We start from the raw sequence: 23,900 nt of genomic DNA, 5'->3' as shown, positions 1-23,900 counted from the left end.
CTCCTAGCCCACCTCCCAGGCGCGCGCCACCTGCAGACCGGCGGCAGTGGTGGCGTCCTGCGCGGCCAGGCCGGCGATCAGCTCACTGGCGACACCGGCGTGCTGGCCGGCCAGGGAGAGACCCGTCGCTGCCGCCACGAGTGCCGGGTCGCCGGATCCGGCGTACGCCTCGGTGAGGGTGGCGGTGGCGTCGCGCAGCTGGTCGACGGAGGCGATCACGGTGACCCCGGGGTCGCGCACCGTCACGAAGGGCTGGTGCACCTCCTTGGGCACCATCGAGTGGCCGGCCATCGTCATGACTCCGGCCGCGAGCTCGCACACCCGCTTGGGGATGAAGAAGTCCTCGGCCAGTACGGCGATCTCGGGATGCACGTCGTCGCGGCCCTGCGGGGCGTCGCCCGAGGTTCCGCCCTGCGGGTCGAGGTCGAACCCGGCGTCGAAGCGGGCATAGCCGGCCGAGGACAGCTTGGCCTTGTCGTCCTGGGTACGGAACTGCGAGGGCGGGAACTGGTCCTGCTGCATCCGGAGCTCCGGCTGGCCCTCGGGTGCGGCGACGCCCAGGGTGGTCGCGACCGGGAGGGGTACGCCGTCCATCCGCTGCAGGTCGATGTCGAGGGGTACGGCGGTCTGGCGGAACGCCACCTCGGCCATCGGGTGCATCGCGGCGTGGTCCTCGGCCACACCCGGGCGCAGCCGCACCACGTGCGGGACCTCGCGACTCGTCGCGGTCCAGTTCGCCGGGACGCCGAGCTCGTGGACCAGCACGCCGAGCGGGTCGCGAGCGGGGGGCAGGGCGGCCGCGTCGGGGGATCCGAAGGTGATCTCGGGAATGTCGACGCCGACGGAGAAGAACAGGATGTCGACCTCCGCGTGGCCGCGGATGCGCCAGGGCGAGGTGCCGGAGAGATGACCGTCGAGCTCGATGCTGCCGATGTCGAAGTCGGCGCACTCGATGCTGACCCCGGCCGAGAAGTCCACCTGGAAGCCGAACGGGTCGAAGACGATCAACGCGTCGAAGTCGAAGTGGCCCTTGATGCCGAAGCCGTCGATGCCGGCCTGGAGCTCGGCGTGGGCACCGAACTGCACGGAGTTGGTGGTGACCGCGAGGTAGGCGCCGAAACGCGCACGGAGGAACGGGCCCGGGGAGAGCTCGGTGCCGATGCGCTTCATCCCACCCATGCCCTCGGGTGGGGTGAAGGCGGGGTGGAATCCCCCGGCGGAGAAGGCGAACAGGGCGTTGTCGCCGCCACGGATGCGCACCTTGATGTCGCCCTCGACCGGGAGGCCGACGATCTGGGAGTTCGAGAGCGTGGCGTCGAGGGCGAGGCCGTCCGCGTCGATCGTGACCAGGACGAGGGCCTCGAGCCGGATGATGGCTGCCTGCTCGAACGGCAGTGTGATCGCGAGCCGCCCGACGATGACGACGCCGTCGTTGGACACCAGCACCGCCAGGGTGGCGGCGACGATGGTCGGCGTACCCCAACCCAGCTTGAGCATCGGGCCCACGACGAGGTCGCCCGGGGAGTGGGGGAAGCAGCTCGAGAGCACGGGCAACAGGTGCGGCGCATCGGCGACCGGGTCGTGGGGGAACAGCAGGTTCGACAGGTCGCCCGAGGAGGCGGCGGCGCGCAGGGCGTCGGTGTCGGGCCGACGGTTGATGCCGACCAGGCCACCGACCCCGACGAGGGTGAAGCCGAAGGAGAGCTGGATCGGCGGCGTGAACTCGGCCGCGAGCAGGATCAGGATCGAGAACTCATCGGTGGTGAGGATGCCGAAGCCGCTGACCGAGACCGGACCGAGGCTGGCAGAGATCGCGCCCTGCCACTCGTCACCATGCTTGGCCAGATAGCCGCCACCCGAGAAGCCGGGCAGGTCGAGCTCGGCGCTGGCTCCCTCGGGCGGTTTCAGCGCGAACGTCGGTGTCAGCGCAGGTCCGTGGTCACCGAACGCCACCGCGAGCGACAGCGAGAGGCGGGCCTTGTCGACGGCCAGCTTCAGACCGGCCAGGTCGAGGTCGGCCGAGGCCACCACCTCGAGGCTGATCGAGCTCTCCTTCAGGCCGGGATGACCGGCAACGTCGAGTCCGAGTTCGATCGAGTTGTCGTCAGCCACGGCGCACCGGCTCCGTCGTCGTACGCCGACTCATGCGGAGCTCTTCTCGCCGAGGCTGAACTGGGGGCCGGCGCCCTGGGTCAGCACTAGCTCGGGGGTGTAGCTCTCGTCCAGGGCGGCGACGTGCACGATGGCGCCGAGGGCTCCCAGCAGCTGCCCGAGGTCGACCTTGGCCTCGAGACCGGGCCGGGCGGCATCGCCGAAGCCGAGCCTGAGCGAGTACAGCGGAGCCCCCGGAAGCGTGGACAGGACGGCAACCAGACGAAGCGCGCCCACACTGATCCCGGCGGTGTCGTTGCCGGCGTGGATCCCCGGATCCCAGGAGAGCTGGGCGTTGATGGAGGCCTGCTCGGCCGGTGGCTGCACCCCGCCGGAGAACGCCATGCGCCAGCTCGCGTCGCCCTGCGAGGAGACGGCGAAGGTGAGCGGTCCCAACGGCGTGGCAGCGATCGCGAGCCCGGCCGTGGCCTGGAGCACGATGCCGTGCCGGGCCGGAGCGGGGTCGGTCATCGCGAAGCCGATCGTCACGCTCTTGCCCGGCTCGACGGTGTAGGTGAGGGTGACGGCCCGTGACCAGCCGTCAGGTTGCATCGATCCCACGCTGAGGTGGTCGGGGTCGAGGTCGCGGACCTTGAGCAGGAGGAAGATCAGCAGCGAGGCCCAGTCGGGTGGGTCGATGAGCTGCTCGAGCGCGGTCAAGGCGTCGGCCGGGAGCTGCTCCGCCTGGTCGACCGTGCGACCGACCGTCTGGCCCGCCTGGTCGAAGACCTGGCTGAGCGCGTCAGGAGCAGCGGCTGCCGCGTCCGCGGCCGACTGGAGCACCTGGCCAAGGACCTGGCCGAGCGTCTCTGGCGTCGCCGTCACCATGCGGAGCTCCTGCCGACGAGCCCGAGCGCGAGCTCCGTCTCCAGCGAGCCTGTTGCCCTTCTGCTGGGCTGTCAAGGAGTGGACCCGCGGCGGTCTGGACGGGAGCCACTCGCGACCCGTGGCACGAGGAGACATCTAGGCCGCAGGGGATCACACACGGCACTTCGGGCGCGTGGCTCCTATGATCCGTAGGTGTCGACAGCAGTGCTCGCCACAAAGCTGTTCGCGCCGGCCAGGCGCCCGCAGGCCGTCGAGCGCACCAGGCTGGTCGAGATGCTCGACGCCGGCTTCGCCCCGGGGCATCGTCTGACACTTGTCTCGGCGCCGGCCGGGTTCGGGAAGACCACCGCGCTCAGCGACTGGGTCGCCCAGCTGCGTCAGCGGCACCCCCTCGCCCGCGCCGGGTGGGTGTCGCTCGACGCGGGGGACAACGACCTGACCCGGCTCCTGACGCACCTGGTGGCGGCCTGGGCACACCTCGGGATCGAGCTGGAGGCGACGACGGCTCTGCGACCGCTACCCGACAACCCCTCCGCCGTACTGACGGCCCTGGTCAACGCCGTCGCCGAGGCAGCCGAGGAAGCGCCCGGGATGCAGAGCATCCTGGTCCTCGACGACTACCACGTCATCACGAGCCCCGAGGTGCACGAAGCCACCACGTTCCTCCTCGAGCACCTTCCCGATCAGCTGCACCTGACCATCGCTACTCGCGCCGACCCGCCGCTGCCGTTGGCTCGGCTGCGCAGCCGTGGCCAGCTCACCGAGGTGCGTGGCGCCGACCTGCGCTTCACCAGCGACGAGGCACAACGGTTCCTCAACCAGGCGATGGGTCTGGACCTGGATGCGGCTGACGTGGATGCCCTCGAGGAGCGCACCGAGGGTTGGATCGCCGGTCTTCAGCTGGCCGCTCTGTCGTTGCGCGCCATGGCGACCCGGCCTGAGGTCACCGACTTCATCGAGGCGTTCACCGGCAGCAACCGGTTCGTCATCGACTACCTGGCTGACGAGGTTCTGGCCCGGCAGCCGGACGAGGTGCGCCACTTCCTGTTGCGCACCTCGGTGCTTGATCGACTCACCGGGCCGTTGTGCGACGCGGTCAGTGGCCTGACGGGCGGAACAGCAATGCTCGTAGATCTGGAGCGCGCCAACCTCTTCGTCGTCCCGCTGGACACGCAGCGTGCCTGGTACCGCTACCACCACCTGTTCGCCGACGTGCTGCAGTCACGCCTCCTCACCGAGGAACCGGAGCTGGTTCCCCAGCTGCACCGGCGGGCCTGTGACTGGTTCGCCGCGAAGGGCCTGACCACGGACGCCGTGCGGCATGCGCTGGTGGCCGAAGACTTCACCCGGGCCGCCCACTTGATGGAGGAGGCGCTCCCCGAGGTCCGTCGCGCGCGACAGGACAGCCTGTTGCTCGCCTGGGCTCGATCGTTGCCCGCCTCGGTGCTCCGTCGCAGTCCGATGCTGAGCATCGTGGCCGGTTGGGAACGCATGATGGCCGGCGACCTCGACGGGCTCGAGGCCTGGCTCGATGACGCCGACGCAGCGCTCGCGGCGGGAGCCGACGAGCCGGGGCTGGCGAACGCGTGGGCGGCCAACGACGAGCTTCGTACGGCGCCGGCCACGATCCTGGTCTATCGCGCGTCGCTGGCCCAGGCGCGGGGCGATGTCGCCGGAACGGTGCGCCACGCACGCGCGGCGTTCGACCTGGCCGACTCCGGGGACCACCTCGTGAGAGGCAGCGCGGGCGGCTTCCTCGGCCTGGCTGCCTGGGCTGCTGGCGACATCGAAGAAGCGATTGCCACGTTCTCCGAGGCACTGAGAAGCCTGCACGCGGCCGGGAACCTCGTCGATGAGCTGGACGCCACGGTCGTGCTCGCCGACATGTGGGTTGCCGCCGGTCGACCCAGCGGGGCCCGCGCCCTCCACGAGCAGGCGCTGGTGATCGCAACTGCGAACGGAGAGCCGTATCCGCGTGCGACCTCCGACCTGCACGTCGGCCTGGCCGAGCTCGACCGTGAGGTCGGCGACACTTCGAGCGCCGAGACACACCTGGAGACGGCCGCCGTACTCGCCGAGCAAGCCTCCATCAGCGAGAACCGGTACCGGTGGCCGCTGGTCAAGGCCCAGGTGCGCGTCAGCAGAGGCGACTTCGAGTCGGCACGATCGCTGCTGGAGGAGGCCGCCAGCCTCTACCGTCCCGGCTTCCACCCCCAGGTGCGGCCGATCGAAGCGATGGTGGTCCGGCTGCACGTCGCCACCGGCGACCTGGCCTCGGCCGCGAGCTGGGCTGAAGCGCAGGGCCTGAGCGTGGACGACGAACCGGAGTACTTGCGCGAGTACGAGCACCTGACCCTGGCTCGGCTGCTCCTGGCGCAGCACCGCACCGACGCCGCCGATCTTTCCGGGCTCCTGGCCCTGCTGGCACGAATGGAACGTGCGGCCGCGCACGTCGGACGCCTCGGCAGCCTGGTGGAGATCCGGATGCTGCAGGCCCTCACCCACCATGCCCGTGGCGATCATGCGGCAGCGTTCGGGCACCTGGTCCAGCTACGCGCGGAGGCCGCGGAGCCGCAGAGCTACGTGCGGTTGTTCCTCGACGAAGGAGCTCCGATGCTGGAGCTGCTCCGAGATGCGGCCGGCCCCCGCGACGTACCCGACCAGCGCCTCGATCCGAAGGACCGGGCCGAGCAGGAGGAGCGAGACGAGCTGGTGAGGGCGTGGGCTCGCTCGCTGCTCGAGCGCGAACAGTCACCGGTCGAGGCACCTGCCACAGCGCAGTCCCTGCCCGAGCCGCTGAGCCAGCGCGAGGTCGAGGTCCTCCAGCTCCTGGACTCCGAGCTGACCGGGCCGCAGATCGCCGATGAGCTCTACGTCTCGCTGAACACGTTGCGCAGCCACACCAAGCGCATCTTCACCAAGCTCGACGTCAAGACGCGGGCTGCCGCCGTACGCCGGGGGCACGAGCACGGCGTCCTGTGAGCCCCGGCTGGGCCCCGATGTCACATCGTGAATCACATCATGTGGTGACGCGGCCGATCCCCGCCCGTCCCTAGGTTCCAGGTACCCCCGCGGGACCCGCCGCGGACTACCGAAGAGGGATCCCGACATGACCATCACCCCGAACAGGCTGACCCGCTGGGCCGGCATCGCCGCCGCTGCCGCTGGTGCCATCTTCATCGGCGTCCAGATCAACCACCCGCAGCTGAGCGCGACTTCCATCCAGACCACCGACGTCTACGTCCGCGACTCGTTGAAGCTGCTCATGGGCGTACTGGCGCTGGCCGGCATCACCGGCATGTACCTGCACCAGGTCCGCAAGAACGGGCTCCTCGGGCTGATCGGCTACCTGGTGTTCGCTGCGGGGTATCTCAGCATCATCTGCGTCTCGTTCACCGCCGCCTACGTGCTCCCGGAGGTGGCCACCTCCAGTGCCGGTTTCGTCAACGACGCGATCGCCGTCAACACCAGTCGCGGCACCGTGCACGGCGACATCGGGGCGCTCGCTACCGTGATGAAGGTCGGCGGCCTCGCCTTCCTGGTCGGCAGCCTGCTGTTCGGCATCGCCCTGTTCCGCGCTGATGTCCTGACCCGCTGGGCCGCCGCTCTGCTCGCCGTCGCAGGCGTGGCCACCGGCGCTCTGGCGCTGATGCCGGACGCGCTCTACCGGCTGCTGGCATTCCCCAACGGCATCGCCATGATCGCCCTGGGTTACTCGCTGTGGAAGGTCGCCAGGGTCGAGGAGACCATCGCCCCGACCGCCGCTGAGGCTGCCACGGCGCCCAGCACTGTCGGTGTCGCATGAACCAGGCACCAGCTCCTGGACGGGTCGTCCGGACCGGGTGGTGGATTCCTCCCGCCCTCCTGGCGCTGGCGCTCATCCCGATCGCGGGTGGCGCCGGCCGCCTCGTCGAGGTGCTCGGTGGACCCGAGGTTCTCCCCAGCGACCCGCGGTTCGCCGCGTCCCCGGTCCCGCTGGTCATCCACGTCGCGTCCGCCATCGCCTACGCGATCTTCGGGGCGTTCCAGTTCTCCGGCCGGCTGCGTCGCAGCCACCCGGGGTGGCACCGCCGCACCGGACGGCTCCTGGTGGTTCTGGGCCTGGCGGTCGCGTTCTCCGGGTTGTGGATGACCCTGGCCTACGCGCAGAAAGCCGGCACGGGCGACATCTTGTGGGTGACCCGCCTGGTGGTCAGCGCCGTGATGGGCGCCGCCGTCATCCTGGGGCTGGCGGCCATTCGGCGCCGCGACGTCACCCGGCACCGGGCGTGGATGACCCGCGCCTACGCGCTCGCGCTCGGTGCCGGAACCCAGGTGTTCACCGTCGGGTTCGGCGAAGCACTCTTCGGCACCGGGGTCGCCAACCACGACCTGATGATGGCGGCGGCGTGGGCCATCAACCTCGCCGTTGCCGAGTGGGTCATCCGCCGCCCTGCGCGTCGGCGGACGACGAGTGGGCGCACGGCCCTGGCCGGTGCGTCATGACCACCCCGTCACCCGACGCCCCCGCGTCCTACGACCTGCGCCTCCGCGGACATCTCGACGAGCGCTGGTCGAGCTGGTTCGACGGATTCACCCTCATCCACGAGGACGACGGGTCGACCATCCTGCGCGGTGCGGTGCGCGACCAGTCCGAGCTGCACGGCCTGCTGGCCAGGGTCCGCGACCTGGGCACGACACTCATCTCGGTGACGCCGACCGACGTCACCGGTGTGAACTCCGAGCGCGGCGCTTTCCCGGCACGGCAACATCGCTAGCCCGGTCCCGGTCGACCTCAAGGAGGAGCTGATCGGCAAGGTGCTGTTCCCCGCCCGGTCCCGCGGGGCGCCAAGGACGTGACCTTCACCGTCACCACCACGGCGGGTGTCGGGCCCCCCGGTCCGATCACCGTGGACATGCCGCCTAGCTAACGGGCAGGTCCAGCGCCACACTGCTGCCGTCGATCGCCGCCGTACCTCCGTGTGCATGGGCGACGGCCTGGACCAGGGACAGACCCAGACCGGTGCCCCGACTGGTGCGACTGGACTCGGCGCGCGTGAACCTGTCGAACGCCTTGCCGACGAAGTCGGGCGCAAAGCCGGTGCCCTCGTCGCTGACGGTGAGCCGGACCCGGTCACCGGTGTCCGTGGCGGCGATGGTGACGGTGCCGTCGCCGTAGCGCAGCGCGTTGGAGACGAGGTTGCCCAGGGCAAGGTCGAGCCAGTGCCGGTTGCCCGTCACGACCACGTCGGTCGAGGGCCCCTCAGCTGTGCCACCAGGCGACCGGGCCTCGATGCGACGGCCCAGCACTGCTGCTTCGGCCTGGTAGCGCCCGACGAGGTCGGCAATGAGCACTCCGGTGTCGACCTGCTCGCCGTCGAGCGTGTCTCCGGCGCGCACCTCCTCGAGGTCGAGCAGTGCGTTGGAGACCGCGATGAGCCGCTCGACCTGGTCCTGGAGCGACTCCAGGGCTGCCTTCGTCTCGTCCGGTGGCCGCGGACGCCGCAGCGCCATCTCGAGCTCGGTGCGCATGACCGAGAGCGGTGACCTGAGCTCGTGGGAGGTGTCGGCAAGGAACTGGCGCTCGCGTTCGTTTGCGGTGCTGATCCGGGCCAGGAGTGCGTTCAGCGTGTGGCCGAGTCGGGTGATCTCGTCGTCATGGCTCGGGTCCACCGGAAGTACCGGCGCGTCGCCGGCACGCTCGGCGGCACGACGGTACCGCTCCACCGGCCGCAGTGCAGCGCGGGCGACGCCGTACCCGACCAGGGACGCCGCGACCAGGGTGGCCAGGTCGGCGATGACGAGCTGCGCCAGCAGCTCGCGCAGCGCTTCGTCGTGCTTGCGCCGGCTGATCGCCGAGGAGACGACGACGGATCCGGCGGGGGTTCGAACCCGGGAGGTGAGGACGCGGTAGGGCCGGTTCGAGGGTGGCAGCATGCTGCCCACGTCCTGACGGACGGTCTCGCCGGCGCGGACGCCGATGACTGTCTCGATGTCGCTGAGTCGGGTCCGGGCGTCGCCACCGACGACGCGGCCGGCTCGGTCGTAGACCTGGTAGCTCTGCCCCGGAGTGTCGGTCGGCGGGGTGGCGCCGGTGGACAGGTTTCGGATGACCACGGCGTGGTAGGCGTCCAGGTCCTGGTTGAGCTGGCGGTTGAGGGCGAACTCGACGCGCCAGTACACGAACGCCCCAGCCAGCACCAGGACCACCGTCATGGTCGCCGCCACCGCCACCACGAGCCGGGTCACGATCGGTCGGTCACCGAACAGGCGGCTCCACAGGCTCATCTCCGGCTCATGACATCAGGGCGGGGCTCATCGCGTGGTGATCTCGAGGCGGTACCCGACTCCGCGCAGGGTGCGGATGGTGACCTGGTCGGAGGCGGCCAGCGCACGTCGCAGGCGGGACATGTGCACGTCCATGGCGTTGCTGGAGATGTCGACCTCGAAGTCCCAGACGTCGTCGTAGAGGCGGTCGCGGCTCACCACGCGTCCACGGGCCGACATCAGGGAATGAAGCATGTCGAACTCGCGCCGAGACAGGTTCACCTCTTCCTCGTGGACCCAGACCCGCCGGTCCCCTTCGTCCATCACCACGTCGCCCACGGTCAAGCGGGTGTCCTCGGGGTCGCGGCGGCGGCCGATGGCACGCAGTCGGGCATGCAGCTCCTCCAGCGCGAACGGCTTGACCAGGTAGTCGTCGGCGCCCGCCTCGAGTCCGGCGACGCGTTCGGCGACCGTCCCGCGGGCGGTGAGCATCAGGATGGGTACGTCGTTGCCCTCGCGGCGCAGCTGTTGGCAGACCTCGGTGCCGCTCATCCCGGGCAGCATGAGATCGAGTACGACGGCGTCGACGTCGGCCTGGCGGGCAGCGAACAGGGCGCTGGTGCCGTCGTGAGCACCGGTGACCTGGACGTCGTTCTCGGTGAGATAGCCGGTGATCAGCTCGACCATGCGTGGCTCATCGTCGACCACCACTACGTGCATCGGGTCAGCCTAGGCGGGTTGCCGGTCGCGACACGTTGCGCCACGAGCCGCAGGCTAGACACCCGGACCTGTCGTGAACCTGAACACGTGCGGCCTGAGGACGCAGCGGACAAGTGGGTCAGTTCTCGAACAGCTCGACCAAGTTGCCCGCGGGGTCCTCGAGCAGGATCTGGCGACCGCCCGGCCCGGTCACCACCTCGCTACGGAAACGGACGCCGGCCTCGCGCAGTCCGGTGACCTCGGCGTCGAGGTCGTCGACGACGAGATGGATGCGGTTGCGGCCGGCGCGGTCGGCGTCGCTCGGTGTGGCGCGCGCTCCGGAGCTGGCAGGCCCCGACAGCAGGAGCCGCAACGGGCCGCGTACGACGTCGGCGAACGCCGGCGCCGGGTGGGTCTTCACGGTGAAGCCCAGGTGGGTGGTGTAGAAGGCGATGGCCGCTTCCACGTCGTCCACGACGTAGCGGACGCTGGCGTACTGCTCGGGTGCGGGCACAGAAACCCCTGCGTGTCGTGGCTCAGTGGCGGTGAATGCCGAGAGACGGGAGCAGGTGCCTGATGCGGGTGTCGATGTCCGCAGCGACCTGCTGGAAGACGGCGTAGCTGGCGCGTGCCGAGCCGCTCGTCGCGGCGGGATCGCGGATGCTCCAGTGAGTCCGGCGTGGGGTGTGGGCGAACTCGGGGCATGTCTCACGGGCTCTGTCGCACAGGGTGACCACGTGGTCGAACCGGCGCCTGTTCAGCGTGGTGAGGCCCCGGGGCCGCTGGCTGGTGACGTCGATGCCGAACCGCTCGTCCAGGACCCGAACCGTGTGGGGGTGCAGCTCGGGCTTGGGTCGGGTGCCGGCACTGGTCACGCGAACGCTGGCTGCGCCGTGGTGACGCAGCAGGGCCTCGGCGATGGGTGAGCGGATGCTGTTGCCGGTGCACACGAAGAGCACGTCGGCGGGTCGGTCAGGCTGTCGCCTGGTCCTACCGCGGTGCTGCGTGGGGTGCAGGGAGGGGTGCAGGGCCGCGCCGGTCTCGGCCAAGGCCTCAGCACAGCGATCCAGGTCGAGGTGGTAGTAGCTGTCGCGGCCGTCGTAGCTGCTTCGGGTGGCGCCGACCAGGCCTCCGTCGCGCAGCAGGCGAAGGTGGTAGGAGAGCAGGTTCTGCGGCTCGTCGAGCAGTGTCACCAGCTCGCGAACCCGGTAGTCGCTCTCCGCCAGAGCGGTGAGGAGCTGCCAGCGCAGCGGGTGGGCGGTCAACCGGACGAACGCCGGCGGCGCCGATACTTGACGGGTGGACACCACGGCTCCAAGATACATCAAACGAGTTTGATGGAACACGAGCGAGAGGCCGGCGCCGCGAGTGACGAGCGAGCTGGGTGACGAGCCGACGCCTGTCCTCGGCGGTGACGCCCTTCCACTGCGCGAGGCGACCAAGGCGTGGTTCGGCATCTCACTCCAGACCTTCGGCGGTCCGGCGGGCCAGATCTCGGTCATGCAGCGCACCCTGGTGGACGAGAAGCGCTGGATCGGCCAGCAACGGTTCCTGCACGCGCTGTCCTACTGCACGTTGCTGCCGGGGCCGGAGGCTCAGCAGCTCTCCATCTACGTCGGCTGGTTGCTCAACGGGGTCCGCGGAGGCCTGGTCGCCGGTGTCCTGTTCGTGCTGCCCGGGTTCGTGGCGCTGCTGGGGCTGACCGCGGTCTACCTGGCGGCCGGCGACTCGACCCTGGTCGCCGCCCTGTTCGCGGGGCTGGCCCCAGCGGTCCTGGCGATCGTGGCTCAGGCGGTCGTCCGGGTCGGCGGCCGCTCGCTGACCCATCCGGCGCTCGTGACCCTCGCGGTCGCGGCTTTCGTGGGCCTGACCGTGTTCGCGGTCCCGTTCCCGCTCGTGGTCGCGGCCGCAGGCGCCATTGGCTGGGCGCTGGGCCGGTGGGCGCCGCAGACCATGCGGCGGCCCGGTGACCACACGAGGACGGTCGACGGTCCGCCTCCGCTGGTTCCCGACGACGCCCTGCGCCACGCCCGACCCAGCCGCTCCTATGCGTGCAAGGTCCTGGTCATCGGCGTGGTCGCCTGGGCCGTTCCGGTCGGGCTCGTGGTCGCGGCCACCGGCACCGGGACCGTCTTCACCGACGGGGTCCGGTTGTGGACCGTCTCCAGCCTGGTCTCCTTCGGTGGCGCCTACGCCCTGCTCTCCTACATCTCCCACCAGGCGGTCGTCGTGTACGGCTGGCTGGCGCCCGGTGAGATGGTCCGTGGCCTCGCGCTGGCCGAGACCACCCCCGGGCCGCTGATCATGGTCACCCAGTTCGTGGCCGGCATCGCTGGCTACCGGCACCCGCCGGCGGGGATGGATCCCTGGGTCGGCTTCCTCGTCGGCAGCGTCCTGTGCACCGTGCTCATCTTCGTCCCGAGCTTCACGCTGGTCTTCCTGGGCGCGCCGTTCGTCGAACGGCTGCGCGGCAACCAGTCCCTCTCGGCCGCGCTGACCGGCATCACCGCGGCGGTGGTCGGCGTCATCGCCAACCTCGCGGTCGTCTTCGCGCTTGCCACCCTGTTCGGCGACGTCGAGGTGGTGGTGTGGGGGCCGGTGCACCTGCCAGTGCCGCAGCTGGGCACGTTCAAGCCGCTGTCGCTCGGCGTCGCGCTCGTCGCGGCCGCACTCCTGTTCCGGCTGCGGTGGACGGTGCTGCGCACCCTGGGCGTCTGCGCACTCCTCGGGCTCGCCGCCGGGCTGCTCGGAGTGGCCACGACCTGAGCGCCGCGACCTCAGTGCTGGTCGAGCAGGTTCCGGATGATCTCCGGGAGGCGCGTGGCCTGTGCCTTCGAGACGCACGCGGTGATGCCGATGGTGCGCGCCTGCTCCTGCACGGTGCTGTCGAGGTGGGCCGAGAACAGGATGATCACCTGCCCCGGGTGGTGGACCAGCATCTGCTCGGCCACCTCGAGTCCGGTGAGACCCGGCATCCGGTTGTCGAGGAGCACGACCGACGGGGTCGGCGGGGGATCGAGCTCGCGGAAGTGTTCGAGCGCCTCCAGGCCGTCTGCGGCCTCCGCCGCGATGCTGAACCCACCGCGCTCGAGGATGGTCCGCGCGAGCATGCGCAGGTCGGGCTCGTCGTCGACGACGAACACGCTCGGCGCGGTCGCAGTCTCGTGGGGCGCTGTCATGGTGGCCGCCATCCTAGGTGGCGGTGGACCGCCACCGGTTCGTGGTCTCGTCGCCACGTGGTCGGTTCCACCTGTCTCAAGCCGGGACGTCCTGGTGATGGCGGCGAAGTGCGAGGACGAGCAGGACTGCGGAACACAGCTGCAGCAGGCCGACGAGGACCACGAGCAGGATGCGGTGCTCGGTGTACAGCCCGCCCGCGAGCACTCCGCCGGCGGGCGCGGCGACACCCTGGAAGGCAGCGAAGACGCCGTAGGCGGTGGCGAGGCGGCGTTGTGGGACCAGGTCGGCCACGAGCGCCTTGACCGTGGAGTCCTGGACACCGGTCACCGCGCCCCACAGCAGCACCCCGGCGAGTACGACGGTGAGCGCATGGGCCAGGGTGAGCGCCGGTACGGCGACGATGGTGACCGGCAAGGTGTACAGGACCGCCGCCCCCCAGCGGTCGTAGGCGAACCCGGTCACCAGCGCGGCCACGGCCTCGGTCGCCATCGCCGCGGCGTAGATCAGCGGCACCACCGCAGTGCTGACCAGCCCGGCGTCGACGAGGTGGAAGGAGATGACGCCGAACGTCATCAACCCCAAGGTGCCCAGGGCGCACGAGGTGGCGAACGCGTAGAACTGCACGGACAGGGCCCGGGGTTCGACGATCGTGCTCACCGGCGCGGGAGCTGCGTCGGGGGCGGACGCGACCTCGTGAGCGTTCTCGGGGTCGTCGGTGTGGCGCTTGAGGCTGAACAGCAGCACCATGCAGGCGGCCCCCGGGACGGCCAGTACGGCGAAGGCGGGCCAGGTCACCCCGACCAGGGCGATCACACCGGCGACGAGAAGCGGACCGGCGAACGCCCCGACCTGGTCGAGCGCCTTGTGTACGGCGAACCCACGGCCGCGTCCGACCGAGACAGCCACTCGGGCAAGCAGAGTGGACTTCGACGGGCTCCGGATGGCCTTGCCGGCGCGCTCGAGCAGGATCAGCGTCGCGGCCAGGGCCAGCCCGATGCTGCCGACGAACGGTGTCACCGCGAGCAGTGGGACGCAGATCGCCGTCATCGCATAGCCGAGGATGGTCAGCGACCAGTAGCGACCGCCGTGGTCGGCGTACGGGCCGGAGAAGAGTCGCAGCACCAGGGCGATCGCTTCGCCGGCGCCGGTGATGAGTCCGACGGCCAGGGCCGACGCGCCCAGGGACGCCAGGAACGGCCCGGCCACCGAGCGCATCCCCTCGTAGACCATGTCGCCGGCGAGGCTGACCACCCCGAAGGCGACCACCGTCCGCCACGGGGTCCACGCCGGTGGCGTCCGGCGGATGGTTCCAGGCGGGGTCACGCCGTCCAGCCTAGGCAGCGACCTGGCAGCTCAGGCGAACAGCTTCCTTTGACGGCCGGTGACCTTCCTGCCCTGCTTGCGGATCTTCTTGCCGGCCTTCTTGCGGACCTTCGCCGTCCGGCCTGAGAGATCAGGCGGATCGGGTGCGAGCTTGCGACCCTTGCGCCTGGATTCCTTGACCGGATGCGCCACCGCCCTCGGCAGCATCAGCCGCACCGACGTGGCGAACAGCGATCGCGCCAGGCGCAGCAGCGGAATGCCGAGCGGCAGCAGGATGATCGTGACGCACAGCAGCAGGGCCACGAGGCCGAGCAGGCCGGCAAGGATCCAGAGCAAGGCACCGAGCAGTCCGCGGAGGATTCTCATCGCGCGTGCTCCGGCGTCTCAGCTGAGCTTGGACTTGAGCCGGGACGTCTTCGAGGTGTTCCGGCCGGTGATGGTGGACGCGATCACGACGAGGACCGACGAGACCACGATCGCCACGAGCCAGCGCACCCAGTCGACACCGGAGGTCGTGTCCCCGCCGAAGGCGGCGTACACGTACCAGCCGATCAGGACTCCGCCGATGCCGCAGAGCACCGTGAGCCAGATCGGAATGTTGTCCTTGTCTCCGGGTGCCACGAACTTTCCCAGCAACCCGATGATGATGCCCGCGATGATGACGCCGATGACACTCATGTCGGTTCCCTCCCCAGGGTGCGGCCGCGGGTCTCGCGACCTCTTCTAGCCACTACCCCGGGGGAGGGGACCTCAATCGTGCAGTGGGTGTGCCTCGGCTCAGACGCCGCCGCGGCGTCCCCGGACGCGACCGAGGATGAAGAGCACGAGGGCGATGATGACCAGGATGACGAGAATGGTCCACAACATGGTGAGACTCCGTCCGGTTGGTGGTGTGGTGACTGGCCGGAGCCCGAGCGGCCGACCTGCGGAAGGGTGCCCCGATCCGACATGGGGCAAACGGGGCGCTGCTAGGCCTTGCGTCCGCGCTTGACCCGTCGCCGCAGCTGGAGGATGCGCAGGACGCCGGCCGCAGCGACGACCGCGGCGCCGGCAACGGCCGCGAGCAGCAGCGTCGCGGCGAGCGGCGCGTGGCCGTCCCAGCCGAAGAACGAGACCTCCACCTTCTGGGTGTTCTGCAGGATGAACACGGCCAGCAGGAGCAGGAGCACGACGAGCAGGAGTACGGCGGACCAGAACCCGCTGGTGCGTGACCCGCGAAGGGGGTCGGGCTGGCCCGCTGGGCGCGCCGATGGCTCGTGCTCGGAGACCGGGTCGTCCTCGGGACGTGGTTCCTGGGCGGAGGACGGGGAGTCGGCAGAGGTCACCTTGGGGGCGTACCCCACCTGGGCCGGCCCACACGCCCGGTCACGGGTTGCCGCCGAGCTGCGAGACCAGTCGCACGAAGGTGTTGGGGCTGCCGTACCCGTCGTACCCACCGCGCCGCTCGAGCAGCTCGACGTGGAACCCGGTGCCGAGGTCCTCGGTGAACGCGTGCAACAGCTCGGCGTCCCCCACCCGGTCGTAGAGCAGCTGGTGCTCGCGGAGGTGGTCCAGGACCTCCGTCGGCAGCCCGAACCGGGCGTCGAGATCGGCGTAGTAGTTGTCCGGGACGCGCATCAACGGCACGCCTCGCGAGCGCAGGCTGGCGACGGCGGTCGCCACGTCGTCGCACCGCAGCGCCACCTGGGTGACGCCGTGCGGGTGCGCGCTCTGCGGTGATGCCTCGGTCACGTTGAGCACGATGCGTACGTCGCCCGCGGTTGGTCGCAACGCGATGCTGCGCAGCCGACCATGCGGTTCCATGAACTCCTCGGGCGACTCCGGAGCGAAGCCGAACACCGTCCGGAAGAAGGCCATCTCCTCGTTGAGCTGCAAGGGGGAGACGGAGATGACGACGTGGTCGAGGCCGGTGGAGAAACCGGCACCGCCGGCACTCGTCGGCACGAAGTCGCCCTGCCAGTGGTCGCCGTGCCCCGGGGTGTCGCTGACGAAGACGTGCAGGCCGGACGGTGACGCGATCCCCGGCAGCATCGCCTCACCCGTCCCGCGCGTGGAGTCCACCTCGGGCCAGAGCAGCGCCCGGGCCCGTGCTGCGACCGCCTCCACCGGTCGCGCGGCCAGGCCCAGGGCGGACGCATGGTTGGTGTCGGACTCGCCCGCCGCCTCGTTGACGACGACATGCGCCTCGCCGTTGCGCCACCAGGCGACGGGCTTGGATCGGTGACGACCGGCCAGCGCGAAACCGAGGGCGTCGAGCAGCTTGTCGACATGGTCGTCACCGGGTGTGCAGGCGAGCTCGAGGAAGGCGGCGTCGGTGCGGGTCGCGACGGCAGGAGCGGCGCTGACCGTGGCCCCCTCGATCGGAGGTACGACGCGCGCCAGCTCGTCCTCGAGGAAGACCAGCGACCGCATCGCGTCGCGCGCCGTCACGTCGGGGTCTGTCTCGCGGACCACGTCGCTGAACACCTCGAGCGAGAGGGGACCGCGGTATCCGGCGGCCAGCGTCGCCGCCACCACCCCGGTCACGTCGAGCGTGCCCTGGCCTGGGAAGCAGCGGTGGTGCCGACTCCACTCGAGCAGGTTCATGTCCAGCCACGGAGCATCGGCGACCTGGAGGAAGCCGATGCGGTCCCCGGGGATCCCGTCCAGCGCGGAGCCGTCGTCGCCACGCGCGAGCACGTGGAAGGTGTCGACCGCGAGGGTGATCGCAGGGTGATCGGCGCGGACGACCGCCTCCCAGGCCTGAGCCAGGCGATGGACGTGGCGTCCCCAGGCGAGCGCCTCGAAGGCCACGGTCACGCCGGCCTCCGCGCTGACCTCCCCGACGCGGTGCAGCTGCTCGGCGGTGAGGTCGAGGTCGTCGACCGCCCCGGCGCTGGCGTTCGAGCAGGCCAGCAGGGTCGTCGTACCCAGCTCGGCCATCACGCCGAGCTTGGTGCGCAGTCGGTGCAGCACAGTCTCGAAGGCGTCCGGGGGCACACCCTCGACATCACGGATCGGCTGGAACAGCGCGATCTCCAGTCCGAGGTCAGCGCAGCGCGACGCCACCTCGCGGGGCGCGAGCGGTGACCCGATCAGGTCGTTGTCGAAGAGCTCGATCGCGTCGAACCCGGCGCCGGCGGCGGCGCCGAGCGTGTCCTGGAGCACGCCGCTGAGGGAGACCGTCGCGATGCCCTTGCGCATCAGCCGGTCAGCTCCTTGAAGTGGGCCTCCATCCGGGCGGAGTCGGCCGGTCGGCCGGTGAAGTACTCGAAGGCGCCGACCGCCTGTTGCACCGCCATCCCGCCGCCGGGGAGCACCCGGCAGCCGCGTGCCCGCGAGGCTGAGATCAGCGCGGTCTCGAGCGGGAAGTAGACGACGTCGCTGACCCAGAGGTCGCTGCGCAGGCGGGCGAGCGGGACCACCGAGCCCGGGTGGCCGAGCATGCCGACCGGAGTCGCGTTGACGACTCCCTGCACGTCGGCCAGTGCGGTCTCGAGGTCGCGTGCGATGCCGACCCGGTCCGGCCCGAAGCGGGCGGTGAGCCGGTCGACGCAGGCGGCCGCCGTCGCCTCGTCCGCATCGAGCACGTCGACCCGCGTCGCCCCCTGGCGCAGCAGCCCGTACCCGACGGCGACACCGGCGCCGCCGGCACCGATGAGCAGTGCCCGGTCGTGCACCGCGTCGGGAAGGACGGCACGGAAGGCTCGTCCGTAGCCCGACCAGTCGGTGTTGCGTCCGAGCATCCGGCCCTCGCGGAACAGGACGGTGTTCACGGCACCGAGGTCGCGGGCGTCGTCGGAGAGGTCGTCGAGCAGCGGCACCACTGCCTGCTTGAACGGGTGGGTGATGTTGACCCCGTCGAACCCGAGCCGACGTACCCAGGTCAGCAGCTCGGGCAGGTCGGCCTTCGTCAGGCCGTGGACGTCGGCGTCGATCAACCGGTAGGTCAGGGACAGCCCGGCCTCGCGACCCTCGCGTTCCTGCATCGCCGGGGTGAGCGAGCCGCCGATTCCTGACCCGACCAGACCGAGGGAGAAGGAGCCCTCGTCGTTCACGCCTGGCTCACCACGCTCGAACGGAGCGCGGCGCGAGAGGTGACCCCGATCTTGCGAGTGGCGACGAGATGAGTGGCCGCTGGACCGGTGATGACGGCGACGGCCGAGATGACGCAGGCGCCGACCGCGAAGGCGGCGACCTTGACCCAGTTGTCGGCGTTGCCGTCCATCAGCCAGCCGGCGATGGTCGGCGTGAAGCCGGCCAGCGCGAAGCCGAACTGGGTGCCGATGGCCATCCCGGAGAGGCGGACGCGGGTCGGGAAGTACTCGGCGTACGTCGCCGGCCACACCGCGTTCGGCATGCTGTAGACGACGCCGGCCAGCAGCACGCCGAGCCCGAAGGTCAGCGCGTGGCTGCCCGACGAGATGGCACCCAGGAAGGCCGTCACCAGGACCGCGCTGCCGAGCACGCCGGTGACGAACACCGGCTTGCGGCCGACCCGGTCGGAGAGCCGGGCCCAGAACGGGATGGTGCAGATCGCGACCAGGTTGGCCACGATGGCGAGCCACAGCATGAAGGTGTTGCTGAAGCCGATGCCGAAGTCGTCGGAGGTGGCGAAGTTCAGTGCGAAGACCTGGAACATCGTGTTGACCATCGCGATGAAGGCGGCGAAGAAGACGCGCAGCACGTTCTGCCAGTGGTCGCGGAACAGGACGCCGAGGGGAGCCTTGGCCACCTCGTCCTGCTGCTCCTCGGCGCGGAACTCCGGGGTCTCCTCGAGCTTGAGCCTGATGTAGAGGCCCACGAAGACCACGATCGCGCTGAGCAGGAACGGCACCCGCCAGCCCCATGCCTGCAGCTGGTCGTCGGAGAGCACGGCGGCGAGCGGGAGGAACACGGCGGGCGCCAGCACCTGGCCGCCCTGGGTCCCGCTGAGGGTGAAGCTGGTGAAGAACCCGCGCTCGTTGTCCGGTGCGTGCTCGAAGGACATCGAGTTGGCGCCGGCCTGCTCGCCGGCGGCGGAGAGACCCTGCAGCAGTCGCAGGATGACGAGCAGCGTGGGAGCCAGCAGCCCCACCTGGTGGTACGTCGGGAGGCAACCGACCAGGAACGTCGAGGTGCCCATCAGCAGCAGCGTGCCGACCATGATCGTCTTGCGACCGAGGCGGTCTCCGATGTGGCCCATCAGGAACGAGCCGATCGGCCGAGCGACGTACGCCACGCCGAAGGTCGCAAAGGCAGCGATCGTGGCGGCGGAGTCGTTGCCCTCGGGGAAGAAGATGTCCGGGAAGACCAGCGCCGCGGCGGTGCCGTAGATGGCGAGGTCGTAGTACTCGAGTGCGCTGCCGAACCAGGCAGCCACCGCCGCCCGGCGGGGAGTCCTGACGAGGTCGGAAGGTGTGTTCATCGGGCCACTTCTCCTGCTCTCGACCGGCCGCTTGCCGTCCCGATCGGGTCTGGTTCCCCGGAACGTAGGAGTGGCGCCGGTCACATGGCAAGCGTTTGCCATTTCTTGCCATATGGTGGCCGCATGGGTCCCGTGCCGCAGCGTCGCCCGACCCTGAACGACGTCGCCGAGGCGGCCGGGGTGGCAGCTTCGACCGTGTCGCGCGCGTTCACCCGCCCGCAGCGCATCAACCACCGCACCCGCGCGCACGTCCTGCGGGTGGCCGAGGAGCTCGGCTACGTGCCCAACCCGACGGCGCAGGCGCTCGGGTCCGGGCGCACCCGCACCATCGCGTTGCTGGTCCCCGACATCACCAACCCCTACTTCTCGGGGGTCATCAAGGGCGCCGAGCGCGCGGCGGCGGCGGCCGGGCTGACGCTGGTCCTGGGCGACACCGCCGAGAACCCGACCGCCGAGGCCGAGCTCGTACGCCGCCTCGAGCGTGCCGTGGACGGGTTCGTGATCAGCGCCTCGCGGCTCACCGACGACGAGCTGCGCGCCGCCGCCGAGCGCAGCCCGATCGCGCTGGTCAACCGGGCCACCGCAGGACTCGGATGTGTGGTGGCCGACTACGACTCCGGGACGAGGCAGATCGTCGACCACCTCGCGTCGTACGGCCACCGATCCTTCGTCTTCGCCGGCGGCCCCGCGGAGTCGTGGTCGGGCGCCCGTCGCTGGCACGGACTGCAGGCGGCGGCCGCGGAGAAGGGGATGGAGGCCCGCAGGTTCGGGCCCTACATGCCGACCCTGGGAGGAGGACCGGCCGCCGTCGACGCAGCGGTCGCGTCGGGTGCCACCGCAGTCGTGTGCCACAACGACATGCTCGCGATCGGGGTGATGCGTCGGCTGGCCGAGCGCGGTCACCGCGTGCCTGAGGACGTCAGCGTGGTCGGGTTCGACGACGTGTTCGGAGCCGAGTTCTGCCAGCCGACCCTCACCACGCTCGCCGAGCGCACCGCCGATGCCGGCGCACGGGCGGTCGAGGTGCTGGTCCAGCAGCTGCCGCACCGCCAGACCGAGGTCGAGGGCCCGACGCGGGTGCTGCCGACGCACCTCGTCGTGCGTGGCTCGACCGGTCCGGTGCCGGTCCGGGACGAGTAGAACGCCGGGCCCCCGCCGGCCAGGTGGTGGCCGACGGGCGCCCGACCCCATCTCGTCCGAGTCGCGCCACTAGGAGGGGTTCGCGACTCTTCGGAGTTCCCCCGGGCTCACGGGCCGGTGGCCGGAGGCGGCGGTGCCTCGGCGACCAGTAGGGGACCCGCGGCGGGTCGGACCGATGCCGACCTGCGCTGCGGGTGCGGGGGAGATGGTGCACGCGGGACCTTTTCGCTGCTCGGTGTTCACGAGCAGCGGGGTCCGGGCTGCGGCGCCGATGGCGCTGGCAGTACGGTACGCCCGGCAGGCGCGGCCTGACCAGAGCGAGAGCGGTCAGCTGTCTCGACTGGCGAGAACCTCGTCGGCCCGGTGGGGTGGGTACACGATCGAGCGGGCGAGCTCGCTGAGCTTGAGGTTGTGGCTGCGCGCGAAGGAGCGGAGCAGCTCGAAGGTCTGGTCCATCGGCATCTGGCCACGCTCGGAGAGCACGCCCTTGGCCTGCTCCACCACGATGCGCGTGTTCAGTGCGCGCTGGAGGTTCTCCGCGAGCACCGAGGAACGGTGGATGCTGCGCTGCTGGAGGATCCCGATGGTGGCGATGTCGGCCAGCGCCTTGGCGATCACCTGGTCGTCGTCAACGAGGGATGCGGCGCGGACACCGAACAGGTTCAGGCCGCCCACGGTGGCGTCGCGTAGTCGCATCGGGAAGGCGTAGACCGAGCTGAACCCGTCGGCCACCGCCCGCTCGGCGAAGGCCGGCCAGCGGTCATGGGTCGCGGAGATGTCGTCGACGGCGATGATCTCCCCGGTCGCCACGGCCTCGAAGCAGGGACCCTCGCGGGTCTGCACCTGCAACAGCTCGAGCAGGCGTGCCTCCTCGCTGGACGATGCGACGCGTTGCAAGCCACCCCGTGGGTCGGTCAGCAGCAGTCCCGCCTCGTCGACCCCGAGCAGCTCGAGACAAGTGCCCATCAGCCCGTCGAGCACCTCCACGACGTCGAAGTCGTCGACCAGGGTGTCGGCCAGCGCCACGAAGCGTTCGGCCAGCGCGGCCTGCCGTACCAGCCTTTCGTCTGGTGTCATGCGTCCTCCTGAGAAAGTCGCCGCTGTCGCAGCAAGATGGCGTCGGCGAGCTCGTCCACGGTGGTCCCCTCGGCAAAGGCGATCGCCCGCATGCGCAGCAGCGCCTGGTCGACCGGTACGCCGAGCTGGACCATGGCCATCCCGGCGGCCTGGTGCACCCGCATCGGATCGGCCTGGTCCGGCATCGGCAGCCCGTCGCCCTTCTCGGCCAGGGTCAGTGCCACCGAGTCGGCAGTGACCAGGCCCTGCGTGAGCTGGTCAGGGGTCAGGCCACCCGGTGAGTTCCGGTAGAGACTCATCGCGCCGATCCGGGCAGTGCCGAGGAGCAGCGGGAAGGCAAACGCCGCCAACACACCGGAGTCCACGGCGCCCCTGGCGAACGTGGGCCACCTCTTCAGGGCCGGATCGTCACCGTCGCTGAGGTCGGGGACGAGCACCGCAGCACCAGATCGGGAGGCGTCGACACCCGGGCCCTCGCCCAGGGTGTGCTGCAGATCCTCGACGGCGTGCGCCTGCGGGGCGGACGCGAGGGCGGTGACGCTCTGCCCACCGTCGGTCAGCATGGTGACCCCGCAGCTGCTCACCCCGGTGACCGTGACAGCGGCTCGACACAGTCGCTCGAGCTGATCGGTCGGTGCCTTGGTCACGTGCGGGCAGCCGTCGTGAGCTGGTGACGCACGGGGCGGGAGTGGGCGGTCGTGACCGTCATCGCGCACCCCCCATCTGTTGATCGGCCGGACTAGTCGCCGCCGGACCCTCGAAATCACCCTAGCCCCGGCTGCCGCGTTCGGCACGGGGGCGAGCCGCAATCTTTGGGACGGCATCGAAAGGAAATCTCGTGCGCCTTGCCCGACTCTGTCCGGGTATGGCGGCCGGGCACCCAACCTCCTGTGGACGACCCCCTGAAATGGACCCGGACCTCGCCCTACCATGCCAGCATGTCCGCCGCCTGGGAGTCGTCGATGCTGGGCCGCGACACCACCCAGCAGCGTGACCTCGAGGAGGTCGGACTGTGCCGCTGCTGGGGGGAGGACCGAGTCGATGCAGGCTGAGGACGAGCGGCACGAGATGCTCCTCCGCGAGCTGGGCCGGATCAACAGCCAGCTGGCCTCCCAGCGCCGGCTGAACGCGATGACGGTGCACGACCTGTCCTCGCCTGCGCAGGTGATCCTCGGGCTGAGCGAGGTGCTGCTCGAGCACCAGGTCCTCGAGCCGATGGTGCGCAAGCAGCTCGAACAGCTGCACCGCTCGGCGATCACCATGACGGCGCTGATCACCGACCTCAGCCACGGCTTCTCGCTCGACGACATGGAGAGCCTCGAGCTCGAACGTCTCGAGCTGTCCGAGCTGGTGAGGTCGGTCGTCGAACGCACCCGTCTGCTCGCAGATGCCAAGAACATGAAGCTGGTGCTCTTCGCCGACGAGCCCGGCTGCTGGGTCGACGGTGACTCGATCCGGCTGGAGCGGGCGATGGTCAACCTGCTCGGCAACGCCATCAAGTTCTCCCCGCCCGGGTCGAGCATCTCGGTCTCCCTCGACCGCGGCCGTCACTTCGCCCGGATCTCGGTGCACGACGAGGGTCCGGGCATCAGCGAGGACGGCAAGGCCCGCATCTTCGAGGTCTTCCAGCGCGAGGAGGAGACCGCCCACCTGCCCGGCCTCGGCCTCGGCCTGTTCATCACCAAACAGATCGCGGAGAGCCACGGCGGCACCGTGAGCGTCGAGTCCGAGCACGGCCACGGCGCCACCTTCCTGCTCCAGGTGCCGCTCGCCCGGGAGGCGCTGGCCGACCTGGCGTGAGGGAGGGCGTCGCCCCAAGTTTCCCCGGACGTCCGGTGAAACTCCGGGCTGGCAGGCAAAGTTCTGCCCG

The 23,900-nt window shown here is 70.4% G+C and carries 23 protein-coding genes; 7 read left to right on the top strand and 16 right to left on the bottom strand.

Annotated elements, in window-relative coordinates; all coding sequences use genetic code 11:
- Window positions 1–3 precede the first annotated feature (3 nt).
- Complete coding sequence (locus tag H976_RS0120015) at window positions 4–2,112, bottom strand: DUF6603 domain-containing protein (protein ID WP_027862984.1); 2,109 nt, start codon at window positions 2,110–2,112, stop codon at window positions 4–6.
- 30 nt (window positions 2,113–2,142) lie between these two features.
- The gene (locus H976_RS0120010; RefSeq protein WP_027862983.1) at window positions 2,143–2,979 is read right to left on the bottom strand and encodes a hypothetical protein; all 837 of its coding nucleotides are present in this window, start codon (window positions 2,977–2,979) and stop codon (window positions 2,143–2,145) included.
- Between the two features lie 192 nt (window positions 2,980–3,171).
- On the opposite strand from H976_RS0120010, the gene H976_RS0120005 reads away from it, so the two are divergent.
- From H976_RS0120005 to H976_RS27525, 4 genes are all read left to right on the top strand, one after another.
- On the top strand, window positions 3,172–5,961 hold the full coding sequence (locus tag H976_RS0120005; RefSeq protein ID WP_027862982.1) for a LuxR C-terminal-related transcriptional regulator: 2,790 nt from the start codon (window positions 3,172–3,174) through the stop codon (window positions 5,959–5,961).
- Between the two features lie 127 nt (window positions 5,962–6,088).
- A complete protein-coding gene (locus H976_RS0120000; protein WP_027862981.1) occupies window positions 6,089–6,784 on the top strand; it encodes a hypothetical protein in 696 nt (231 codons plus the stop codon).
- Window positions 6,781–7,464, top strand: coding sequence for a DUF2306 domain-containing protein (locus H976_RS27530; protein ID WP_036227570.1), 684 nt, complete (start codon window positions 6,781–6,783; stop codon window positions 7,462–7,464). Before H976_RS0120000 ends, H976_RS27530 begins: the two co-directional genes overlap by 4 nt.
- On the top strand, window positions 7,461–7,736 hold the full coding sequence (locus H976_RS27525) for a hypothetical protein (protein ID WP_051277151.1): 276 nt from the start codon (window positions 7,461–7,463) through the stop codon (window positions 7,734–7,736). The genes H976_RS27530 and H976_RS27525 overlap by 4 nt, the downstream gene beginning before the upstream one ends.
- 145 nt (window positions 7,737–7,881) lie before the next feature.
- Here the strand turns inward: H976_RS27525 and H976_RS0119985 are convergent, their stop codons facing one another.
- The 4 genes from H976_RS0119985 to H976_RS31025 all read right to left on the bottom strand — a co-directional run bounded on the left by H976_RS0119985 (window position 7,882) and on the right by H976_RS31025 (window position 11,249).
- A complete protein-coding gene (locus H976_RS0119985) occupies window positions 7,882–9,246 on the bottom strand; it encodes a HAMP domain-containing sensor histidine kinase (RefSeq protein WP_027862980.1) in 1,365 nt (454 codons plus the stop codon).
- Between the two features lie 27 nt (window positions 9,247–9,273).
- On the bottom strand, window positions 9,274–9,945 hold the full coding sequence (locus H976_RS0119980) for a response regulator transcription factor (RefSeq protein WP_027862979.1): 672 nt from the start codon (window positions 9,943–9,945) through the stop codon (window positions 9,274–9,276).
- A gap of 118 nt (window positions 9,946–10,063) precedes the next feature.
- A complete protein-coding gene (locus H976_RS0119975) occupies window positions 10,064–10,438 on the bottom strand; it encodes a VOC family protein (protein WP_027862978.1) in 375 nt (124 codons plus the stop codon).
- A 22-nt stretch (window positions 10,439–10,460) separates the two neighbouring features.
- A complete protein-coding gene (locus H976_RS31025) occupies window positions 10,461–11,249 on the bottom strand; it encodes an ArsR family transcriptional regulator (RefSeq protein WP_051277149.1) in 789 nt (262 codons plus the stop codon).
- Window positions 11,250–11,292: 43 nt separating this feature from the next.
- On the opposite strand from H976_RS31025, the gene chrA reads away from it, so the two are divergent.
- Window positions 11,293–12,690, top strand: coding sequence for a chromate efflux transporter (gene chrA / locus H976_RS0119965; protein WP_155918558.1), 1,398 nt, complete (start codon window positions 11,293–11,295; stop codon window positions 12,688–12,690).
- Between the two features lie 11 nt (window positions 12,691–12,701).
- Here the strand turns inward: chrA and H976_RS27520 are convergent, their stop codons facing one another.
- The 8 genes from H976_RS27520 to H976_RS0119920 form a co-directional block, all read right to left on the bottom strand.
- Window positions 12,702–13,103 carry a response regulator transcription factor gene (locus H976_RS27520; protein WP_196804155.1) on the bottom strand — a complete coding sequence of 134 codons (402 nt, stop codon included), beginning with the start codon at window positions 13,101–13,103 and terminating at the stop codon, window positions 12,702–12,704.
- A 76-nt stretch (window positions 13,104–13,179) separates the two neighbouring features.
- Window positions 13,180–14,427, bottom strand: coding sequence for an MFS transporter (locus tag H976_RS0119955; RefSeq protein WP_027862975.1), 1,248 nt, complete (start codon window positions 14,425–14,427; stop codon window positions 13,180–13,182).
- A 30-nt stretch (window positions 14,428–14,457) separates the two neighbouring features.
- Window positions 14,458–14,793 carry a hypothetical protein gene (locus H976_RS27515; protein ID WP_036227566.1) on the bottom strand — a complete coding sequence of 112 codons (336 nt, stop codon included), beginning with the start codon at window positions 14,791–14,793 and terminating at the stop codon, window positions 14,458–14,460.
- A gap of 18 nt (window positions 14,794–14,811) precedes the next feature.
- Window positions 14,812–15,105: a hypothetical protein gene (locus H976_RS27510; protein ID WP_036227563.1), complete on the bottom strand. Its 294-nt coding sequence runs from the start codon at window positions 15,103–15,105 to the stop codon at window positions 14,812–14,814.
- A 290-nt stretch (window positions 15,106–15,395) separates the two neighbouring features.
- Window positions 15,396–15,752: a lipopolysaccharide assembly protein LapA domain-containing protein gene (locus H976_RS0119935; RefSeq protein WP_027862974.1), complete on the bottom strand. Its 357-nt coding sequence runs from the start codon at window positions 15,750–15,752 to the stop codon at window positions 15,396–15,398.
- A gap of 40 nt (window positions 15,753–15,792) precedes the next feature.
- The gene (locus H976_RS0119930) at window positions 15,793–17,610 is read right to left on the bottom strand and encodes a sugar phosphate isomerase/epimerase and 4-hydroxyphenylpyruvate domain-containing protein (RefSeq protein ID WP_027862973.1); all 1,818 of its coding nucleotides are present in this window, start codon (window positions 17,608–17,610) and stop codon (window positions 15,793–15,795) included.
- Window positions 17,610–18,464, bottom strand: coding sequence for a shikimate dehydrogenase (locus H976_RS0119925; protein WP_027862972.1), 855 nt, complete (start codon window positions 18,462–18,464; stop codon window positions 17,610–17,612). The genes H976_RS0119930 and H976_RS0119925 overlap by 1 nt, the downstream gene beginning before the upstream one ends.
- Complete coding sequence (locus H976_RS0119920) at window positions 18,461–19,813, bottom strand: MFS transporter (RefSeq protein WP_027862971.1); 1,353 nt, start codon at window positions 19,811–19,813, stop codon at window positions 18,461–18,463. The genes H976_RS0119925 and H976_RS0119920 overlap by 4 nt, the downstream gene beginning before the upstream one ends.
- Before the next feature lie 123 nt (window positions 19,814–19,936).
- Here H976_RS0119920 and H976_RS0119915 point away from each other — a divergent pair, with 123 nt between their 5' ends.
- Window positions 19,937–20,953 (top strand): LacI family DNA-binding transcriptional regulator, encoded by a 1,017-nt coding sequence (locus tag H976_RS0119915; RefSeq protein WP_027862970.1) that lies wholly within the window; start codon window positions 19,937–19,939, stop codon window positions 20,951–20,953.
- Between the two features lie 327 nt (window positions 20,954–21,280).
- On the opposite strand, the gene H976_RS27505 is transcribed toward H976_RS0119915, so the two are convergent.
- Both H976_RS27505 and H976_RS30480 read right to left on the bottom strand, forming a co-directional pair.
- Complete coding sequence (locus H976_RS27505; protein ID WP_036227561.1) at window positions 21,281–22,030, bottom strand: GAF and ANTAR domain-containing protein; 750 nt, start codon at window positions 22,028–22,030, stop codon at window positions 21,281–21,283.
- On the bottom strand, window positions 22,027–22,677 hold the full coding sequence (locus H976_RS30480; protein WP_051277143.1) for a GAF and ANTAR domain-containing protein: 651 nt from the start codon (window positions 22,675–22,677) through the stop codon (window positions 22,027–22,029). The genes H976_RS27505 and H976_RS30480 overlap by 4 nt, the downstream gene beginning before the upstream one ends.
- A gap of 394 nt (window positions 22,678–23,071) precedes the next feature.
- On the opposite strand from H976_RS30480, the gene H976_RS0119895 reads away from it, so the two are divergent.
- On the top strand, window positions 23,072–23,830 hold the full coding sequence (locus H976_RS0119895) for a sensor histidine kinase KdpD (protein WP_027862969.1): 759 nt from the start codon (window positions 23,072–23,074) through the stop codon (window positions 23,828–23,830).
- The last annotated feature ends 70 nt before the right edge of the window (window positions 23,831–23,900 follow it).

The sequence above is a fragment of the Marmoricola sp. URHB0036 genome (assembly GCF_000426045.1).
Classification (GTDB): domain Bacteria; phylum Actinomycetota; class Actinomycetes; order Propionibacteriales; family Nocardioidaceae; genus Marmoricola.
This window is presented reverse-complemented; position numbering and strand designations above follow the sequence as displayed.

Coding starts and splice junctions, on each gene's coding strand:
- H976_RS0120010 (WP_027862983.1), bottom strand. CDS start 2,979: ATGGTGACGGCGACGCCAGAGACGCTCGGCCAGGTCCTTGGCCAGGTG.
- H976_RS0120000 (WP_027862981.1), top strand. CDS start 6,089: ATGACCATCACCCCGAACAGGCTGACCCGCTGGGCCGGCATCGCCGCC.
- H976_RS27530 (WP_036227570.1), top strand. CDS start 6,781: ATGAACCAGGCACCAGCTCCTGGACGGGTCGTCCGGACCGGGTGGTGG.
- H976_RS27525 (WP_051277151.1), top strand. CDS start 7,461: ATGACCACCCCGTCACCCGACGCCCCCGCGTCCTACGACCTGCGCCTC.
- H976_RS0119985 (WP_027862980.1), bottom strand. CDS start 9,246: ATGAGCCTGTGGAGCCGCCTGTTCGGTGACCGACCGATCGTGACCCGG.
- H976_RS0119980 (WP_027862979.1), bottom strand. CDS start 9,945: ATGCACGTAGTGGTGGTCGACGATGAGCCACGCATGGTCGAGCTGATC.
- H976_RS31025 (WP_051277149.1), bottom strand. CDS start 11,249: ATGTATCTTGGAGCCGTGGTGTCCACCCGTCAAGTATCGGCGCCGCCG.
- H976_RS27520 (WP_196804155.1), bottom strand. CDS start 13,103: ATGACAGCGCCCCACGAGACTGCGACCGCGCCGAGCGTGTTCGTCGTC.
- H976_RS27515 (WP_036227566.1), bottom strand. CDS start 14,793: ATGAGAATCCTCCGCGGACTGCTCGGTGCCTTGCTCTGGATCCTTGCC.
- H976_RS27510 (WP_036227563.1), bottom strand. CDS start 15,105: ATGAGTGTCATCGGCGTCATCATCGCGGGCATCATCATCGGGTTGCTG.
- H976_RS0119930 (WP_027862973.1), bottom strand. CDS start 17,610: ATGCGCAAGGGCATCGCGACGGTCTCCCTCAGCGGCGTGCTCCAGGAC.
- H976_RS0119920 (WP_027862971.1), bottom strand. CDS start 19,813: ATGAACACACCTTCCGACCTCGTCAGGACTCCCCGCCGGGCGGCGGTG.
- H976_RS0119915 (WP_027862970.1), top strand. CDS start 19,937: ATGGGTCCCGTGCCGCAGCGTCGCCCGACCCTGAACGACGTCGCCGAG.
- H976_RS27505 (WP_036227561.1), bottom strand. CDS start 22,030: ATGACACCAGACGAAAGGCTGGTACGGCAGGCCGCGCTGGCCGAACGC.
- H976_RS0119895 (WP_027862969.1), top strand. CDS start 23,072: ATGCAGGCTGAGGACGAGCGGCACGAGATGCTCCTCCGCGAGCTGGGC.